This window comes from Kitasatospora phosalacinea, assembly GCF_000716545.1.
In the GTDB taxonomy this organism is placed as follows: domain Bacteria; phylum Actinomycetota; class Actinomycetes; order Streptomycetales; family Streptomycetaceae; genus Kitasatospora; species Kitasatospora phosalacinea.
This window is the reverse complement of sequence record NZ_JNWZ01000007.1, coordinates 1-16,817: the sequence shown is the minus strand read 5'-3', so window position 1 is coordinate 16,817 and position 16,817 is coordinate 1. Positions and strand designations below refer to the sequence as shown.

The window sequence follows — 16,817 nt, the reverse complement described above, 5'->3', positions numbered from 1 at the left end:
GTGGCGCGCTACTTGCCCAGGCCCGCGCGGCGGAGGGCGTCGGCCATGGCGGAGTTGGCGGGCGGGGGCGGGGTGCCGGGGCCGGCAGGTCGGCGCTCCTGGCGCGGGGGGCGGGAGTCCCGGCGGGGACCCTGCTCGCGGCGGTTGCCGCCGCTGGCGCCGGGGGCGGTGGTGTCGTCGTCGAGGCGCAGGGTGAGGCCGATCCGCTTGCGCTGGACGTCGACGGCGGTGACCTTGGCCCGGACGATGTCGCCGGGCTTGACCACCTCGCGCGGGTCCTTGACGAAGTTCTTCGACAGCGCGGAGACGTGCACCAGGCCGTCCTGGTGGACGCCGATGTCGACGAAGGCGCCGAACGCGGCGACGTTGGTGACCACGCCCTCCAGGACCATGCCGACCTCCAGGTCGGAGATCTTCTCGACGCCGTCCTTGAAGGTGGCGGTCTGGAAGGCGGGGCGCGGGTCGCGGCCGGGCTTGTCGAGCTCGCCGAGGATGTCGGTGACGGTCGGCACGCCGAAGGTCTCGTCGGCGAAGTCGCCGGGCCGCAGCGCGCGCAGCGCCGGGCCGTTGCCGATCAGTTCGCGCAGCTGCCCGCCGGTCGCGGCGAGGATCCGGCGGACCACGGGGTACGCCTCGGGGTGGACGGCCGAGGCGTCCAGCGGGTCGTCGCCGTCGGGGATGCGCAGGAAGCCCGCGCACTGTTCGAACGCCTTGGGGCCGAGCCGGGCGACGTCCTTGAGCGCCCTGCGGGTGCGGAACGGGCCGTTGGCGTCCCGGTGGGCGACGATGTTGTCGGCGAGGGTGCCGGTGATGCCGGAGACCCGGGTGAGCAGCGGCGCGGAGGCGGTGTTGACGTCGACGCCGACGGCGTTGACGCAGTCCTCGACCACGGCGTCCAGCGAGCGGGAGAGCTTGAGTTCGCTCAGGTCGTGCTGGTACTGGCCGACGCCGATCGACTTGGGGTCGATCTTGACGAGTTCGGCCAGCGGGTCCTGGAGGCGGCGGGCGATCGAGACGGCGCCGCGGATCGACACGTCGAGGCCGGGGAGTTCCTGGGCGGCGAACGCGGAGGCGGAGTAGACGGAGGCGCCGGCCTCGCTGACCATCACCTTGGTGAGGCCGAGCTCGGGGTGGCGCTTGATCAGGTCGGCGGCGAGCCGGTCGGTCTCCCGGGACGCGGTGCCGTTGCCGATCGCGACCAGGTCGACCCCGTGCCGGGCGGCGAGCCGGGCCAGGGTGGCGAGCGCGGCGTCCCACTTGTTGGCGGGCTGGTGCGGGTAGATCGTCTCGTGCGCGACGACCTTGCCGGTGGCGTCGACCACGGCGACCTTGACGCCGGTGCGGAAGCCCGGGTCGAGGCCCATGGTGGCGCGCGTCCCGGCGGGGGCGGCGAGCAGCAGGTCGCGCAGGTTGGCGGCGAAGACCCGCACCGCCTCGTCCTCGGCCTCGGCGCGCAGCCTGGTCCGCAGGTCGATGCCGAGCCGGACCAGGACGCGGGTGCGCCAGGCCCAGCGGACGGTGTCGGTCAGCCACTTGTCGGCGGGGCGGCCGCGGTCGGCGATCTGGAAGCGGGCGGCGATCCGCTGCTCGTAGTCGCTCGCGCCGGGCAGGTCGGCCTCCTGCTCGCCGTCGTACGGGGAGAGTTCGAGGTCGAGGACCTCTTCCTTCTCGCCGCGCAGCATGGCCAGGATCCGGTGCGAGGGCAGCTTGGTGAAGGGCTCGGCGAAGTCGAAGTAGTCGGCGAACTTGGCGCCGTCCTGCTCCTTGCCGTCGCGGACCCTGGCGACCAGCCGGCCGCGCGTCCACATCCGCTCGCGCAGCGAGCCGACCAGGTCGGCGTCCTCGCCGAAGCGCTCGACCAGGATGGCGCGGGCGCCCTCCAGCGCGGCGGCGGCGTCGGCGACCTGCTCGTTCAGGTAGCCGGCGGCGAGGGCTGACGGGTCCTGGTCCGGGTCGGCGAGCAGGGTGTCGGCGAGCGGTTCGAGCCCGGCCTCGCGGGCGATCTGCGCCTTGGTGCGCCGCTTGGGCTTGTACGGGAGGTAGATGTCCTCCAGCCGGGCCTTGGAGTCGGCGGCGAGGATCCGCGCGCGCAGCTCGTCGTCCAGCTTGCCCTGGGCCTCGACGGACTCCAGGACGGCGGTGCGCCGCTCCTCCAGCTCGCGCAGGTACCGCAGCCGCTCCTCCAGGGTGCGCAGCTGGGTGTCGTCGAGCGCGCCGGTGGCCTCCTTGCGGTACCGGGCGATGAAGGGCACGGTCGCACCGCCGTCGAGCAGGCCGACGGCGGCCTGCACCTGGTTCTCGCGGACGCCGAGTTCTTCGGCGATCTTGCGTTCGACGGGCATGGTCACGGTGCCGGTCACCTCTTCATGTTCATGACGGTTGCGCGGTGTCGCCCGAGCATTCTGGCAGGTCCGGCCGACACGATCCGGTGGACCGGGTGGCCGCCCGGCGCGTGGCGCGTCCCGGGGACGTCCGGGGACACGCGCCGGAGCGACCCGGAGCCCGCCCGTTTTGTCTGGTATGAGAGACGGACGACCATTTCGAGCCCCGCTCGCGGCGCCCCGTCCCCACGGCCCCGCCCCCCGAGACCGCACCAGAGCGCACTGGAGGACATGGTGGCCCAGGCCCCCGCCCCGGCCGGCCGGACTCCCGACCGGCCGGTCCGCTGGACCCGCCCCGCCACCTGGCCCCGCGAGGTGCTCGCCCTCGCCGCGTACTGGGTCGCCGGCCGGGTGCTGATGGTCGGCCTGATCCGCTCCGGCCGGACCGAGCCCGCCGTCGAGGTGCACCAGCTGTACCGGGGCTGGTACCGCGTCCTGCGCACCGGCACCTTCCCGGTCGACGACGTCACCTGGCAGTACCCGCCCGGCGCGGCGCTGCCGATGCTCGCGCCGGGCGCGCTGCCGCTGCTGAGCTACCTGCAGGCGTTCGTGCTGCTGATGCTGCTGGCCGACGCCGCCGTGCAGGTCGCGCTGCTGGCGGCCGGCCGCGGCCCGGGGCGCTCGATGTGGGGCGCCTGGGCGTGGGCGCTGACCCTGCCGCTCCTGCTCGGCCTGCCGTACGGCCGCTACGACCTGGTGGCCACCGCGCTGGCGGTCGTCGGGCTGCTGCTGGTCCCGGCCCGGCCGAGGCTCGGCGGGGCCCTGGCCGGGATCGGCGCGCTGGTGAAGGTGTGGCCGGCGCTGACCGTGCTCGGCACCCCGCGCGGCCGCACCACCCGCCAGGTCTGGACGGCGGCCGCCGTCTCGGCGCTCGCCCTGCTGCTGGTGCTCGCCGCGCTCTTCGACCACGCCTTCGACTTCCTGTACGCCCAGCGCGGCCGGGGGGTGGAGATCGAGTCGCTGGGCGGCAGCGTCCTGCAGGTGGCCCGGCAGTTCGGCTGGTCCGGCCGGGTCGAGCAGCACTACGGCTCGTTCGAGTTCCTCGGCCGGTACGTGCACCGCGTCTCGCAGCTGTCTCTGCTGCTGACCGCCGCGGCGTTCGGCTGGCTGCTGCTGTGGCGGGTGCGGGCCCGGCGCTGGACGGCCGCCACCCCGTACGACGCGGCGCTGAGCGCGGTGCTGCTGTTCACCGTCACCAGCCGGGTGATCTCCCCGCAGTACCTGGTGTGGCTGATCGGCCTGGTGGCGGTCTGCCTGACCGTGGAGGGCACCACGCAGCGGCCGGTGGCGTTCCTGCTGCTGCCCGCGGTCGGCGTCACCACCGTCGACTACCCGCTGTTCTTCGACTCGATGCAGGCCGGCGGCTGGTGGCCGACCGGCGTCATCCTGCTGCGCAACGGACTGCTGCTGGCCGCCTCCTGCTGGTCCGCGGCGCTGCTGTGGCGGGCCACCGTCTCCCCGCCGCCCGCGTCCCGTCCGGCCGCCGGGGAGTCCGGCGGCGCGCGCACCGGCCCGGACGCCGATCCGCGCGCCGATCCGGACCAGGACGCCGTACCGGCGGCCTGACGGGGGGTCAGGGGACGTACACTCCACCAATGGCCGACACCGCGCTGGACCGGCTCGCCGCCGGCAAGTACCTGCTGATCACCAGCTACAAGAAGGACGGCAGCGCCGTGGCCACCCCGGTGTGGGTGGTCCGGGACGGCGACGCGCTCGGGGCGTGGACCGCCGCGGACTCCTGGAAGGTCAAGCGGATCCGGCGGCGCGCCGACGTCCTGGTCGGGCCGTGCGACGTGCGCGGCAACCCCAGCGGCAAGCCGCTGCCCGCGCACGCCGAGATCGCCGACGCCGGGACCACCGAGCGCTACCGGCGGCTGCTCGCCCGCAAGTACGGGCTGCTCGGGCGGCTCACCCTGCTCGGCAGCCGGCTGCGCCGGGGCAGGGACGGCACGGTCGGCATCACCGTCCGGCTGGACGGGTAGCGCTCGGCGCCGGTCCGCCCGCCCCGGTGCGTCCCCGCCCGGCTCAGCCCTCGTACGGCAGCAGCTGCGGGCGCTTGGCCGGGCGGCCGTCGCCGGAGGAGCGGCCGCGCAGCCGGCGGCCGATCCACGGGCCGACGTGGGTGCCCAGCCAGCGGAGGTCCTCGCGGGCCTTCCGGCCGCGGGTGCGGGTGTCGGGTTCGACCAGCGGCGCCCGCCAGTCCTCGTCCGAGGGGCGGCCGAGCGCCTCCAGCACCGCCAGCGCGACCCGGCGGTGGCCCTCCGGGGACAGGTGCAGCCGGTCCTCCGCCCAGAGCCTGCGGTCGTCGAACACCGGCGCCGAGAACAGGTCGACCAGCACCACCCGGTCCGGGTGGTCCCGCACCACGCCCTCCACGTACGCCTTCATCCGCAGGATCGCGGGCAGCAGCCGGGCGCTCCCGGCCATCCGGCGGGTCGGGTCGGTGGAGGTGAACAGCACCACGGTGCGGCCGTCGGCGAGCAGCGCGCGGACGCACTCGCCGAGCAGCCGCTCGACCCGCGCGACGTCGCAGCCCGGGCGCAGCACGTCGTTCAGGCCGCCCGCCAGCGTCACCAGGTCGGCGTCGGTGGCCGCGGCCGGGTCGACCTGGTCGGCGCGGATCTGGCCGATCAGCTTCCCGCGCACCGCCAGGTTGGCGTACCGGAAGCCCGCCGGACCGGCCTCGGCGGCCAGTGCGGCCGCGACCCGGTCCGCCCACCCGCGGAAGTGCCCGTCGGAGCGGACGTCGTCGCACATCCCCTCCGTGAACGAGTCGCCCACCGCCACCATCGCCCGGTACTGCCGCACACCGCCTCCTCGGTCCGTTCCCGACCGGCCAACCCTACCGAGGCGTAACCGGCGCGCTCCGGGCGCCGGCCGGGCCGGGCGGCGCGGGTGGGCCGGGCGGCTTCCCGGCCTACTTGGATTCGACGCGCCCGACGGGGTCGGAGTCGGCCGCCAGCGCGTCGCACGCCTCCCGCCAGGCCGGGTCCTCGGGGTGGAACGCGCTGCGCAGGTAGGCCCAGGCGAGGTGGGCGAGGGCGGCGACCCGCGCGGGGTCCTCGTCGGTGGTCTCGGCGACGTCGTACCCGGAGACCCCGCCGAGCCCGTGCCCCGCGCCGAACAGGGTGAGCAGGGACTTGGGGCCGGGGGCGAGGGTGTAGGGGTCGGTGTGCCAGTCCGGGCCGCTGACCGTCAGGAAGGCGGAGTCGTCCTCGTCCCCGGCGACCACGAGGGCGGGGGCGGTCATCGTGGAGAAGTCGGTGGTCAGGAAGAAGGGGTAGTGCTCGGCGGTGAACTCGGTGAGGGCGTCGCCGCCCCGGCCGGGCGGGGCGAGCAGCACGCCCGCCTTGATCCGCGGGTCGGCCAGGTCCACTTCGGTCCCGTCGTGGGGATCGGTGAGGCGGGCGCCCAGCAGCAGGCTCGCGGTGTGCCCGCCCATGGAGTGCCCGGCGACGGCGATCCGGCTCCGGTCGAGGCGCCCGGCGAGCTGCGGAACGGCCTCCTCGACGGCGTCGAGCCGGTCGAGGACGAGCGTCATGTCCTCGGCCCGGGTGCGCCAGTGGGTGGCTCCGGGGGCGCGGGAGTCCGGGTTCAGCGTCCTGGAGTCCAGGTGGGTGGGCTGGATCACGACGAAGCCCCGGGCGGCCCAGAAGTCGGCGAGCGGGGCGTAGCCGTTCAGCGAGGAGAGGTGGTGGGAGAAGCCGAGGCCGTGCGAGAGGAGGACGACCGGCAGTTCGCCGCCGGTCACCGGTGCGGAGACGCGCAGTTGGAGGTCCGTGGCGCGGCCGGGGGCCGGCAGCACCACGGGGCTGACGGAGAGGACGGGGGTGGTCGTGCGGGGAGCGTGGGCCGTGCGAGCAGGTGCACTCATGGGGAGCATGCCCTTCGATGACGTCCGCCGCCTGGCCGCGGACAGCGGCGGCGGGTGTGGCGGAGCGGCCGCAGTCAGCTAACCTGAAAGCGGATCCTTGTTCCATTTACGATATGGATCGCTGATCCGCTTTGTCAACGGCCGCCGGAAGGAGAGCGCGGTGCCCGCAGCAGGCCCGACCCGAGGAGCGTCCGCCCGCAGCAAGCGGGCGGACGCGGTACGCAACCAGCAGACGCTGCTCGACGCCGCGGCGGAGGTCTTCGTGACCTCGGGGATCGACGCACCGATCCGCCAGATCGCCGCCCGGGCGGGTGTCGGGCTGGGGACGCTCTACCGCCACTTCCCCACCCGGGCGGACCTGGTCACCGCCGTCTACCACCACCAGATCGAGGCCTGCGCCGAAGCGGGCCCGAAGCTGCTGGCCGACGCCGCCTCCCCGTTCGACGCGCTGCGCCAGTGGGTCGGCCTCTTCGCCGACTTCCTGGTCACCAAGCACGGGCTCGCCGACGCCCTCCAGTCCGACAGTGACCGCTTCGCCACGCTGCACGCCCACTTCCTCGACCGGCTGATGCCCGTCTGCGCCCAGCTGCTCGACGCCGCCGTCGACGCCGGCGAGATCGCACCCGGCACCCGGCCCTACGAACTCATGCGCGGCATCGGCAACCTCTGCATCGGGCACGACAGCGACCCCCGCTACGACCCTCGCCGGCTGATCGAACTACTCCTCCGGGGGCTGCGGCTCCCCTGACCGGCTCCACCGCCCCCGGCCCGCCGCCCTCGCCCGCCGCCCCCGGAGGCCCACCGGCCGGGGCGGGTCCGGACGGGGCGGGTCCGGACGGGGCGGGTCCGGACGGGGCGGCGCTCACGCCCCCGGTTCCGCCGGGCGGGGCACCACGGGCGGGGCCGCCGGGCCGCTGACGATCATCGACGGGATGCGGGCGGGCGCCACCACGCTCCCCACATGGTGCGGCCCCGCGCCCCGCCCCCGGAAGCCCTCCCCCGCCATTGTCCGGATCCCGCCCCGACTCCACGACCTCCCAAGCGATTTGGCACCACCCGCCCCACCCGCGACGGGGGCGGGTCAGGCGGCGGAGGTGAGGGTGACGGCGGCTTCCGGGGTGTGGAGCTGGAAGGTGAGGGATTCCTGGAGGTAGAGGTGGACGGTGGTGGCGTCGTGGGAGAGGTAGCCGATGGAGAGGTCCTCGCCGAGGTGGAGTTCGAAGTCGCCACCGCGGGCGGAGAGGAGGACGGCGCCCTCGACGGCGGGGGCCCAGATGATCTCGCCGTCGAGGAGGCGGGCGAGGTGGTTGTGGACGGGATAGCCGTGGTCGGAGGTCTCGTTGACGGCGGTGAAGGTGTCGGCGCCGAGCAGGAGGGAGTAGGGGCCGCCGACGCCGGCCAGGCGCAGCGCGGTGAGGGCGCGGCTGACGGCGTTGGGGTACTCGCGGACGTCGGCGGGGAGGGCGACGGGGTGGTTGGAGGAGCCGTCGCGGATGCCGGTGATGCCGGCGGCCTGGTAGCCGTCGAAGACGGCGCGGTCCTCGGCGAGGGCGATGGTGCGGGCGGCGTCCTTGACCGGGTCCCAGTCGGAGTCCTTGGAGCCGCGTTCGACGTCGTCGACGGCGGCCCGGGTGACGGTGAAGGGGACGCGCAGCTCGACCACCCGGAGGGCTTCCCGGGCGCGGGCCCGGATGCCGTTGGCGGGGGCGGCGATGTCGGCGAGGTGTCCGGTGCCGACGGCGGCGAGTCCGGGGCCGTCGGGGCCGGCCAGGTCGACCACCCGGCGTCCGGCGACGTGCAGGCGGAAGGTGCGCCGGGCCTCTTCCTCGATCTCGGCCCAGGCGGCGGCGGAGACGGGCGCCAGGTCGCGGTGCAGGTTGTTCACGGTGCGGTGCTCCTTTTCAGGCTGCCGATGTGGAGGCTGCCGTCCCGGACCGGCGGGGCGGGGACGGCTTCGGCGGCCGGGGCGGGCGCGCCGGGGGCGGGCGGCGGGTCGTTCAGGAAGTCCGCGCTGGGGACGTGGAAGAAGGTGCCGGTGACGGCGGTGGAGAAGTCCAGCAGCCGGTCGTGGGCGGCGGGGCCGCGGCCGAGGAACATGTTGCGCAGCATCTCCTCGGTGACCCACGGGTCGCGGGCGTACCCGATGAAGTAGGTGCCGCACTCGCCGCCCTCGGCGAAGGACCCGAACGGCATGTTCAGCCGCCAGATGTCGCGGTCCTCGCCGTCCGGCCCGGTGACGGTGTTCAGCGCGACGTGCGAGTCGGCGGGCTTGGCGGCGTCGTCGAGTTCGACGTTGTCGAGCTTGGTGCGGCCGATCACGCGTTCCTGCTTCTCGGTGCCGATCGCGTTCCAACCCGCCATGTCGTGCAGGTACTTCTGCACGATCACGTAGCTGCCGCCGGCGAACTCCGGGTCCTCGTCGCCGATCAGGACCGCCTCGGCGGCGTCCCGCCCGGTGGGGTTCTCGGTGCCGTCGACGAAGCCGATCAGGTCGCGGCAGTCGAAGTACCGGAAGCCGTGCGTCTCGTCCAGGACGGTGACCCGGTCGCCGAGCCGCCGGCTGACCAGGGCGGCCAACTCGAAGCACAGGTCCATGCGTTCGGCCCGGATGTGCAGCAGCAGGTCGCCGGGGGTGGCGGGGGCGAGGTGCCGGGGGCCGGCGAGTTCGACGAAGGGGTGCAGCCGGGCGGGGCGGGGGCCGGCGAACAGGCGGTCCCAGGCGTCGGAGCCGATGCCGAGCACCAGGCCGACCTGCTCGCGCGGGGCCCGGCTGCTGACGGTGCGGGCCAGTCCGCCGAGGTCGGGCAGCAGGTCGCGGACGGTCTGCTCGCCGCCTTCCTCGATCCCGAGCACCAGGAACACGGCGGCCCCGGTCAGCGTGGCGAGGACCGGTTGGGGCTGCGGCATGGCGAGGGCTCCCGGGGGACTTCCGGACGTTCGGACGCCCGCCGACCATACCGGGCAAAAGGTTCGAGACCCCGCGATGGCACCCGAATCGGGCGTGTCCGGCGGGACCGCCCGGAACCCCCGCCCGGCCGGGCCTACTCGGCCCGCCTGGCCTGGCGCAGCACGGCCAGTTCCTCGGTCATCCGGGTGAGGAAGCGGACCACCGCGGCGACCTGCTCCGGCGTGAACTCGGCCCGCACCCGGTCGGTGCACTCGGCGACGGGGGCGAACCACGCGCCGGCGATCCGGGCCGCGTCCTGGTGGTAGTGCACGTGGACCTGGCGCCGGTCCGCCGCGTCCTTGGTCCGGTGGACGTGCCCGGCCCGCTCCAGCCGGTCCAGCACCGCGCTGACCGCGCCGGAGGTCAGCCCGAGTTCGGCCCGCAGCCCGCCGGGCGTGATCCCGGGCGGGTCGGCCGCCCGCAGCACCGCCAGCAACGCCTGGACGTCGGTGGCGTGCAGCCCCGAGGCCGCCGCGAAGTCGTGCCCCAGCAGGTTCATCTCGGACGCCAGCCCCTGCAACAAGCGCCCGAACTCCCGCTGCGCCACCGCCCGCTCCTCCGCCACCGCACCCGACCGCCCGCCTGCCCGGACACCCGCCGGACCGGTCACGACCCTAGCGCCCGCACCGCCGGGGCCGGCGCACCCGGCCGCCACGCCCCCGGGGGCCGGCCCGGAGGCGGCGGGCGCCCGAGGGGAGCCCGGGCGCCCGTCACCCGCCCGCTGTCGCCCGGCAGGCTTCCGCGTAGGCCCGGACGAGGGGGTGGTGGGCGTCCTCGCGGCGCCAGGCGAGGGCGTAGCGGCTGGGGCCGACGCCGGTGACGGGGCGGGTGGTGACGCCGGCGTGGGCGATGAGGGGGGCGTTGCCGGCGGCGACCAGGCAGATGCCGAGGCCGGCGATCAGGGCTTCGTAGGTCTCCTCGACGCCGGCGATCTCGGCGCCGATCCGGGGCGGGCGGCCGTCGCGGGCGTCGAGGGCGAGCCAGTGGTCGCGCAGCGGGCCGGCGTCCGGGGGGAGGGCGAGGAAGGGTTCGTCGAGCAGGTCGGCGAAGTCGACGACGGGGCGGGCGGCGAGCGGGTGGGTGGCGGGGAGGGCGATCAGGCGGGGTTCTTCGGCGACGACCGTCCAGTCGTAGCGGTGCGGGTCGGGCAGCGGGAGCCAGACGAAGGCGACGTCGGTGCCGCCGTCGGCCAGGCCGGCCGTGGGGTCGCCCCAACCGACTTGGCGCAGGCGGGTGGTGACCTGCGGGTGGGTGGCGCCGAGGCGGGAGCGGACGGCGGGCAGGAGGCCGCCGCGGGCGGGGCTGGTGCTCATGCCGACGGTGAGCGTGCTGCGCTGCTCGGCCTTGGCGGCGGCCAGGGCGTCCGCGCCGCGCGCCCAGCCGTCGAGGACTTCGCGGGCGTGCGGCAGCAGGGCGTGCCCGGCGGGGGTGAGGGCGACGCGGTGCCGGTCGCGGCGGAACAGTTCGGCGCCGAGCCGCTGTTCGAGGGCGCGGACCTGTTTGCTGAGCGCGGGTTGCGAGACGTGCAGCCGTTCGGCGGCGCGGGTGAAGTGCAACTCCTCGGCCACGGCGAGGAAGTAGCGCAGGTCTCGGGTGTGGACGTCCAGGGCCATGCCGGTTGGTTATCACCACGGGTCTTGGACCGGCAACGGGTTTCGGCGGCAGGCTTGCGGGTGTCGGAAGCGAACGGGAACGAACGGGAACGAACGGGAGTCGCCGTGAACAGGGTGTGGCTGGTGACGGGCGCGGGCAGCGGTTTCGGACGGGCGATCACGCGGGCGGCGGTGGCCGCCGGTGACGTGGTGGTGGGCGCGGCCCGGCACCCGGAGTCCTTGGACGACCTGGTGGCCGCGCACCCGGACCAGGTGGAGGCGCTGCGCCTCGACGTCACGGACACGGCCGCGGCCGGGGCGGCGGTGGAGCGGGTGGTGGCCCGGCACGGGCGGATCGACGTGCTGGTGAACAACGCGGGCCGCACGCACGTGGGCGCCGTCGAGGAGACCACGGACGAGGAGTTGCGCGCCCTGTTCGACGTGCACGTCTTCGGGCCGGCGGCGCTGGTGCGGGCGGCGCTGCCGCACATGCGGGGGCGGCGTTCCGGCGCCGTCGTGCAACTGAGCAGCGTGGGAGGGCAGTTGTCCTTCGCGGGGTTCGGCGCGTACAGCGGGACGAAGTTCGCGCTGGAGGGGATGTCCGAGGCGCTCGCGGACGAGGTGCGCGAGTACGGCGTCAAGGTGCTGATCGTGGAGCCGGGCGCCTTCCGGACGTCGCTGTTCGCGGCCTCCCGGGCCGGGGTGAGCGAGGACGGCGGCCGGTACGCGGCGGTGGCCGCGACCCGGGCGATGGTGGCGGGCGGGGACGGTGCGCAGCCCGGCGACCCGGACAAGGCGGCGGCGCTGGTCCTGGCCGCGCTGGAGGCGGAGCGGACGCCGCTGCGGCTGGTGCTGGGCGGGGACGCGGTGGACGGGGTGCTGGCGCACCTGGAGCAAGTCCGGGAGGACGTCCTGGCCTGGGAGGAGCGGTCCAGGGGGACGGCCTTCGACGCCTGAGTCCGCGCGGCGGGCGCCCGGTACGACAGATCTCTCAATGATTGAGATATTCTCCGGCCATGCCGACGCCCGCACCGCCCGTGCCCCCCACGTCCCCCGGCCCCGCGTCCTCCTCCCCCGCACCCTCCCGCCGCACCCGCTTCCTGCTGCCGCTCGCCCTGCTGCTGGTCTGGCTGGTGCTCGGCGGCGCGCTCGGGCCGTTCGCGGGGCGGCTGGGCGAGGTGTCGACCAACGACGGCGCGGCGTTCCTGCCGCGCAGCGCCGAGTCGACCCGGGTCGCCCAGCTGGAGAAGGACTTCCGCGCCGAGTCCACGCTGCCGGTGGTGCTGGTCTGGGAGGCCGACTCCGGGCAGGTGGACGAGGCACTGCGGGCCCGGGCCGGCGAGGCGCTGGCGGCGGCCGCGCGGGTGCCCGGCGCCGTCGGGCAGCCCTCGCCGCTGCTGCCGTCCGAGGACGGGAAGGCGCTGGAGGCGGTGGTGCAGCTGCGCGCCGACCTCGGGCCGGACACCAAGGACGCGGTCAAGGCGATCCGCGGGTACGCCGAGCAGGTGCCGGGCGCCACGGCCGGGGTGGCCGGCCCGGCGGCGGTGCTGGCCGACCTGTCGGGGGCGTTCGCGGGCATCGACGGCCTGCTGCTCGGGGTGGCGCTCGGCGTGGTGCTGCTCATCCTGCTGCTGGTGTACCGGGCGGTGCTGCTGCCGCTGCTGGTGATCCTGGGCGCGGTGTTCGCCCTCGCGGTGGCCTGCGCGATCGTGTACGCGCTGGCGCAGCACGGCGTGGTGCGGGTGGACGGGCAGGTGCAGGGGCTGCTGTCGATCCTGGTGATCGGCGCGGCCACCGACTACGGGCTGCTGCTGTCCGCCCGCTTCCGCGAGGAACTCGCCACCGGGCAGGACCGGTTCGCCGCCGCCCGCACCGCGCTGCGCCGCTCGGCGGAGCCGGTCGCCGCCTCGGGCCTGACGGTGGGCCTGGGCCTGCTGGTGCTGCTGCTCTCCGACCTGACCAACAACCGGGCGCTCGGCCCGGTCGGCGCGATCGGCATCGCCTGCGCCGTGCTGTCCGCGCTGACCTTCCTCCCGGCGGTGCTGGCGCTGTGCGGCCGGGCCGCGTTCTGGCCGGCCGCGCCCGGTACCGACGGCCGGGGCGGCGGGCACCGGGTCTGGCAGCGGATCGCCGAACTGGTGGGCCGCCGGCCGCGCGCGCTGTGGGTGGGCTCGGCCGCGGTGCTGGCGGCGCTCGCGGCCTGCTCCCCGCTGCTGGACGCCCGGGGCGTGCCGCAGTCCGAGCTGTTCACCACCGCCCAGCCCTCGGTCGCCGGGCAGCGCCTGCTGTCCGCGCACTTCCCCGGCGGCTCGGGCAACCCGGCGGTGATCATCGCGAACGCCGACCGGGCCGGGGCGGTGGCGGCGGCCGCGCGGGTGCCGGGCGTCGCGGCGGTGCGCCCGTACACCGGCGGCGCGCCCACCGACCCGCCGATCACCGCGGACGGCCTGGTCCGGCTGGACGCGACGCTCACCGACCCGGCCGACAGCGACGCCGCGCTGGCCACCGTCGCCCGGCTGCGCACCGCCGTGCACGCCGTGGACGGGGCCGACGCGCTGGTCGGCGGCTACTCGGCGCAGCAGGCCGACACCCGGGCCACCGCCCGGCACGACCGGACGCTGATCATGCCGGTGGTGCTGCTGTGCGTCCTGGCGGTGCTGGTCCTGCTGCTGCGCTCGGTGCTGGCGCCGGTGCTGCTGGCGGCGACGGTGGCGCTCTCCTACCTGGCCACGCTGGGCGTCTCGGCGCTGGTGTTCCCGCACGTGTTCGGGTTCTCGGCGACCGATCCGTCCGTGCCGCTGTACGGGTTCGTGTTCCTGGTCGCGCTGGGCGTGGACTACAACATCTTCCTGATGACCCGCGTCCGCGAGGAGACCGAGGCGCTCGGCACCCGGGCGGGCGTGCTGCGCGGCCTGACCGCGACCGGCGGCGTGATCACCTCGGCCGGCGTGGTGCTGGCCGCGACGTTCGCCGCGCTGGGCGTCATCCCGCTGGCCTTCCTGGCCCAGATCGCCTTCATCGTGGCCTTCGGCGTCCTGCTCGACACCCTGCTGGTCCGCTCCCTGCTCGTCCCGGCCCTGGTGCACGACATCGGCGGCCGGGTCTGGTGGCCGGCCCGCAAGGCGGACTGACGGGGCGTCCCGGGAGGCGGCCGCGGCGCCCCCGACCGGCAGGACGGACGCGGCGGCCGGCCAAGCACACCGCGCCGACGGCCGTCAGGAGCCGGCGGCGGTGTACCAGTGCTCGCGGACGGCGTCGGTGGGGCGCGGCTCGCCCAGGTCCGGGCCGCCCCAGCGGGCCAACGCCTCGACGACGGGGCGCAGTTCGGCGCCGCGCGGGGTGAGTTCGTAGACGGTGGCGTTGGCGGGGCGCTCCAGGCGGCGGCGCTCGACCAGGCCCTCGCCCTCCAGCTGCTTGAGGCGGGTGGCGAGGATGTCGGTGGAGACGCCGGGCAGGTCGGCGTGCAGGTCGGTGTAGCGGCGCGGTCCGCCGAGGAGTTCACGGACGATCAGGAGGCTCCAGCGTTCCCCCACCGCGTCCAGGGCGCGGGCGACGGCGCAGTACTGGTCGTAGCTTCGGCGTGGCATGCCGTCAGCATAGCCAATAGGTTGGACTTTCCAAGTCCTTACTTGGTAGAACGAAGCAAGCCGGCCGCAGGGGCTCGGTGAGGGTCGGGAGGCCGCTGATGGAGTTTCGCCAGTCCAGCAAGCTGAAGGACGTGTGCTACGAGATCCGTGGCCCGGTCGTCGACACCGCCAACGCCCTGGAGGAGGCCGGCCACAGCGTGCTGCGGCTGAACACCGGCAACCCGGCCCCCTTCGGCTTCGAGGCCCCGGAGGAGATCCTCCAGGACATCATCCGCAACCTGCCCAACGCGCACGGCTACTCCGACTCGCGCGGCATCCTCCCCGCCCGTCGCGCCGTCGTGCAGTACTACCAGCAGCGCGGCGTCGCGGGCGTCGGCGTCAACGACGTGTACCTGGGCAACGGCGCCTCCGAGCTGATCCAGATGGCCGTCCAGGCCCTGGTGGACGACGGCGACGAGGTGCTCGTCCCGGCGCCGGACTTCCCGCTGTGGACGGCCGTGGTGCGGTTCGCCGGCGGCAAGGCGGTGCACTACCTGTGCGACGAGGAGTCCGACTGGTACCCGGACCTGGACGACATCGCCGCCAAGATCACCCACCGCACCAAGGCGATCGTGGTGATCAACCCGAACAACCCGACCGGCGCGGTCTACCCCAAGGAGCTGCTGGAGGGCGTCCTCGACCTGGCCCGCCGCCACCACCTGCTGGTCTTCGCCGACGAGATCTACGACAAGATCCTCTACGACGGCACCGAGCACCACTGCATGGCCGCCCTCGCCGACGACGTGGTCACCCTCACCTTCAACGGCCTGTCCAAGGCGTACCGGGTGGCCGGCTTCCGCAGCGGCTGGCTGGTGGTCTCCGGCCCCAAGGAGCACGCCAAGGACTACCTGGAGGGCCTCACCATGCTGGCCGCGATGCGGCTGTGCCCCAACGTGCCCGCCCAGTACGCCGTGCAGGCCGCGCTCGGCGGCCGGCAGTCCATCAACGACCTGGTGCTGCCCAACGGCCGGCTCACCGAGCAGCGCGACGTCACCTGGCGGGCGCTGAACGAGATCCCCGGCGTCTCCTGCGTCAAACCGCGCGGCGCGCTGTACGCCTTCGCCAAGCTCGACCCGGCCGTGCACCGGATCGTCGACGACGAGCGCTTCGTCCTGGACCTGCTGCTCCGCGAGAAGATCCACATCGTCCAGGGCACCGGCTTCAACTGGCCCCGCCCCGACCACTTCCGCTTCGTCACCCTGCCGCGCGCCGACGAACTGGAGACCGCGATCAACCGGATCGGCCGCTTCCTGGCCACCTACCGACAGTAGGGCCGCGGCGGCGCCGGTTCAGCGGCCGCCCGAGAACGGCCCGAACGGGGTCGGGAGCGGGGGCGCGTTCCAGCCGTCCAGGCCGGACATCAGCTTCTCGGCCAGGCCGGGCAGCCGCTCGCTGTCCGCGAAACCGCCGTCGAGCCGCCACAGGGACAGTTGGAGGGAGCCGCCGCTGCCGTCCGCGTTCCGGGGTGGCCGCGCCGGAGGCGTCCAGCAGCCGGTCGTACGGGACGGTGGGGCTCTCGGACACCGAGGCGACCACCTGGCCGACCTGGACCCGGGCCGCCGCGGTGTCCCGCGGCCAGTAGGGGCCGACCCCGGCACTCACGACGCGCTCGCCCGGCACGTCGAGCAGTTCCGCCAGGTCGGGGCGGTTCAGCGCGGCGCACATCGCCGGGTATCCGGCCGGCCAGTCCTGCTCGATCGGCCAGCACGCGGCCGGTTCGCCGCCCTCCGCCCGCTGCCCGTCCGCCCGGTGGTCCGACCCCCGCGCCGAGTGCCAGAACGCCCCGCCCCCAGGACGACCAGCCCCACCGCAGCACGCACCGCGATCGTCCGGCCGACACCCGCCGCGTAATCCCGCATGGTCCGCCCCCGTCCGAAGCCCGCAGGATGCAGCACTTCGGTTCGAACCCGCACCGGGGTTTCCCACCACGGGAGTTGGCGGCACGCCCACCCCCTCGCCCACGATGCGCGGCATGCGGATCTCCCGCGTCCGGGCCTGCGCCGGAGGGGCGCTGCGCGGCGTTCGGATTGCCGATCGGTAACGAACCCGTCACTCGAACTCCACTGCTCGCACACACTCGTAAGGATGGCGTCCCGTCCGAGCCGCCCCTCCGAGATGAGCCGTCTTGTCCCTCCCCCTCCCCCTCCGCCTGCGCCGGGCCACCGCCGCCGGCGCACTGCTGGCCGCCGCCCTGCTCGCCACCGCCTGCGAGCCCACCGACCCGGTCGCGCCCGCCCCCGCCGCCACGCACAGCAGCAGCGCCCCCGCCCCGACGCCGACGCCCACGCCGTCCCCCACGCCCACACCGACCCCGACGCCCAGCCCCACGCCCAGCCCGTCGCCCACGCCCAGCCCTGTCTCTTATACACATCTCCGAGCCCACGAGACCGTACTAGA

14 protein-coding genes and 1 pseudogene are annotated in these 16,817 nt (G+C 75.0%); 6 read left to right on the top strand and 9 right to left on the bottom strand.

Annotation, left to right across the window (positions count from 1 at the left end; translation table 11 throughout):
* Positions 1-8 precede the first annotated feature (8 nt).
* Positions 9-2,342 (bottom strand): Tex family protein, encoded by a 2,334-nt coding sequence (locus tag OO48_RS05160; protein ID WP_051731773.1) that lies wholly within the window; start codon positions 2,340-2,342, stop codon positions 9-11.
* A gap of 270 nt (positions 2,343-2,612) precedes the next feature.
* Between OO48_RS05160 and OO48_RS05155 the strand changes: the two genes are divergently transcribed.
* The gene (locus tag OO48_RS05155) at positions 2,613-3,947 is read left to right on the top strand and encodes a glycosyltransferase family 87 protein (protein WP_033213143.1); all 1,335 of its coding nucleotides are present in this window, start codon (positions 2,613-2,615) and stop codon (positions 3,945-3,947) included.
* A gap of 29 nt (positions 3,948-3,976) precedes the next feature.
* On the top strand, positions 3,977-4,363 hold the full coding sequence (locus tag OO48_RS05150; protein WP_033213142.1) for a PPOX class F420-dependent oxidoreductase: 387 nt from the start codon (positions 3,977-3,979) through the stop codon (positions 4,361-4,363).
* Between the two features lie 43 nt (positions 4,364-4,406).
* On the opposite strand, the gene OO48_RS05145 is transcribed toward OO48_RS05150, so the two are convergent.
* Complete coding sequence (locus OO48_RS05145) at positions 4,407-5,189, bottom strand: SGNH/GDSL hydrolase family protein (RefSeq protein WP_081951922.1); 783 nt, start codon at positions 5,187-5,189, stop codon at positions 4,407-4,409.
* 109 nt (positions 5,190-5,298) lie between these two features.
* Positions 5,299-6,255, bottom strand: coding sequence for an alpha/beta hydrolase family protein (locus OO48_RS05140; protein WP_033213141.1), 957 nt, complete (start codon positions 6,253-6,255; stop codon positions 5,299-5,301).
* Positions 6,256-6,415: 160 nt separating this feature from the next.
* On the opposite strand from OO48_RS05140, the gene OO48_RS05135 reads away from it, so the two are divergent.
* Complete coding sequence (locus OO48_RS05135) at positions 6,416-7,003, top strand: TetR/AcrR family transcriptional regulator (RefSeq protein WP_033213140.1); 588 nt, start codon at positions 6,416-6,418, stop codon at positions 7,001-7,003.
* A gap of 333 nt (positions 7,004-7,336) precedes the next feature.
* On the opposite strand, the gene OO48_RS05130 is transcribed toward OO48_RS05135, so the two are convergent.
* The 4 genes from OO48_RS05130 to OO48_RS05115 all read right to left on the bottom strand — a co-directional run bounded on the left by OO48_RS05130 (position 7,337) and on the right by OO48_RS05115 (position 10,815).
* Positions 7,337-8,140, bottom strand: a complete 804-nt coding sequence (locus OO48_RS05130; protein WP_033213139.1) for a family 1 encapsulin nanocompartment shell protein — start codon at positions 8,138-8,140, stop codon at positions 7,337-7,339.
* Complete coding sequence (locus OO48_RS05125; protein ID WP_033213138.1) at positions 8,137-9,162, bottom strand: Dyp-type peroxidase; 1,026 nt, start codon at positions 9,160-9,162, stop codon at positions 8,137-8,139. Before OO48_RS05125 ends, OO48_RS05130 begins: the two co-directional genes overlap by 4 nt.
* A gap of 134 nt (positions 9,163-9,296) precedes the next feature.
* A complete protein-coding gene (locus tag OO48_RS05120; protein ID WP_280842389.1) occupies positions 9,297-9,749 on the bottom strand; it encodes a MarR family winged helix-turn-helix transcriptional regulator in 453 nt (150 codons plus the stop codon).
* Positions 9,750-9,912: 163 nt separating this feature from the next.
* Positions 9,913-10,815, bottom strand: a complete 903-nt coding sequence (locus OO48_RS05115) for a LysR family transcriptional regulator (RefSeq protein WP_033213136.1) — start codon at positions 10,813-10,815, stop codon at positions 9,913-9,915.
* Positions 10,816-10,920: 105 nt separating this feature from the next.
* On the opposite strand from OO48_RS05115, the gene OO48_RS05110 reads away from it, so the two are divergent.
* Both OO48_RS05110 and OO48_RS05105 read left to right on the top strand, forming a co-directional pair.
* A complete protein-coding gene (locus tag OO48_RS05110; protein WP_033213135.1) occupies positions 10,921-11,751 on the top strand; it encodes an SDR family NAD(P)-dependent oxidoreductase in 831 nt (276 codons plus the stop codon).
* A gap of 59 nt (positions 11,752-11,810) precedes the next feature.
* Positions 11,811-13,925, top strand: a complete 2,115-nt coding sequence (locus OO48_RS05105; protein WP_051731751.1) for an MMPL family transporter — start codon at positions 11,811-11,813, stop codon at positions 13,923-13,925.
* Positions 13,926-14,027: 102 nt separating this feature from the next.
* Here OO48_RS05105 and OO48_RS05100 read toward each other — a convergent pair.
* A pseudogene (locus OO48_RS05100) lies at positions 14,028-14,381 on the bottom strand (winged helix-turn-helix transcriptional regulator); the annotation flags it as partial.
* Positions 14,382-14,479: 98 nt separating this feature from the next.
* Here OO48_RS05100 and OO48_RS05095 point away from each other — a divergent pair.
* Positions 14,480-15,691: a pyridoxal phosphate-dependent aminotransferase gene (locus OO48_RS05095; protein ID WP_033213132.1), complete on the top strand. Its 1,212-nt coding sequence runs from the start codon at positions 14,480-14,482 to the stop codon at positions 15,689-15,691.
* Here the strand turns inward: OO48_RS05095 and OO48_RS41120 are convergent.
* A complete protein-coding gene (locus tag OO48_RS41120) occupies positions 15,651-16,394 on the bottom strand; it encodes a DUF6215 domain-containing protein (RefSeq protein WP_425338506.1) in 744 nt (247 codons plus the stop codon). The two genes, OO48_RS05095 and OO48_RS41120, sit on opposite strands and share 41 nt — an antisense overlap.
* Between the last annotated feature and the right edge of the window lie 423 nt (positions 16,395-16,817).

Bases quoted from the DNA above. Each gene is read 5' to 3' on its own strand.
- OO48_RS05115 (WP_033213136.1), bottom strand. From the start codon at position 10,815: ATGGCCCTGGACGTCCACACCCGAGACCTGCGCTACTTCCTCGCCGTG.
- OO48_RS05095 (WP_033213132.1), top strand. From the start codon at position 14,480: ATGGAGTTTCGCCAGTCCAGCAAGCTGAAGGACGTGTGCTACGAGATC.
- OO48_RS05155 (WP_033213143.1), top strand. From the start codon at position 2,613: ATGGTGGCCCAGGCCCCCGCCCCGGCCGGCCGGACTCCCGACCGGCCG.
- OO48_RS41120 (WP_425338506.1), bottom strand. From the start codon at position 16,394: ATGCCGCGCATCGTGGGCGAGGGGGTGGGCGTGCCGCCAACTCCCGTG.
- OO48_RS05125 (WP_033213138.1), bottom strand. From the start codon at position 9,162: ATGCCGCAGCCCCAACCGGTCCTCGCCACGCTGACCGGGGCCGCCGTG.
- OO48_RS05160 (WP_051731773.1), bottom strand. From the start codon at position 2,342: ATGCCCGTCGAACGCAAGATCGCCGAAGAACTCGGCGTCCGCGAGAAC.
- OO48_RS05140 (WP_033213141.1), bottom strand. From the start codon at position 6,255: ATGAGTGCACCTGCTCGCACGGCCCACGCTCCCCGCACGACCACCCCC.
- OO48_RS05105 (WP_051731751.1), top strand. From the start codon at position 11,811: ATGCCGACGCCCGCACCGCCCGTGCCCCCCACGTCCCCCGGCCCCGCG.
- OO48_RS05150 (WP_033213142.1), top strand. From the start codon at position 3,977: ATGGCCGACACCGCGCTGGACCGGCTCGCCGCCGGCAAGTACCTGCTG.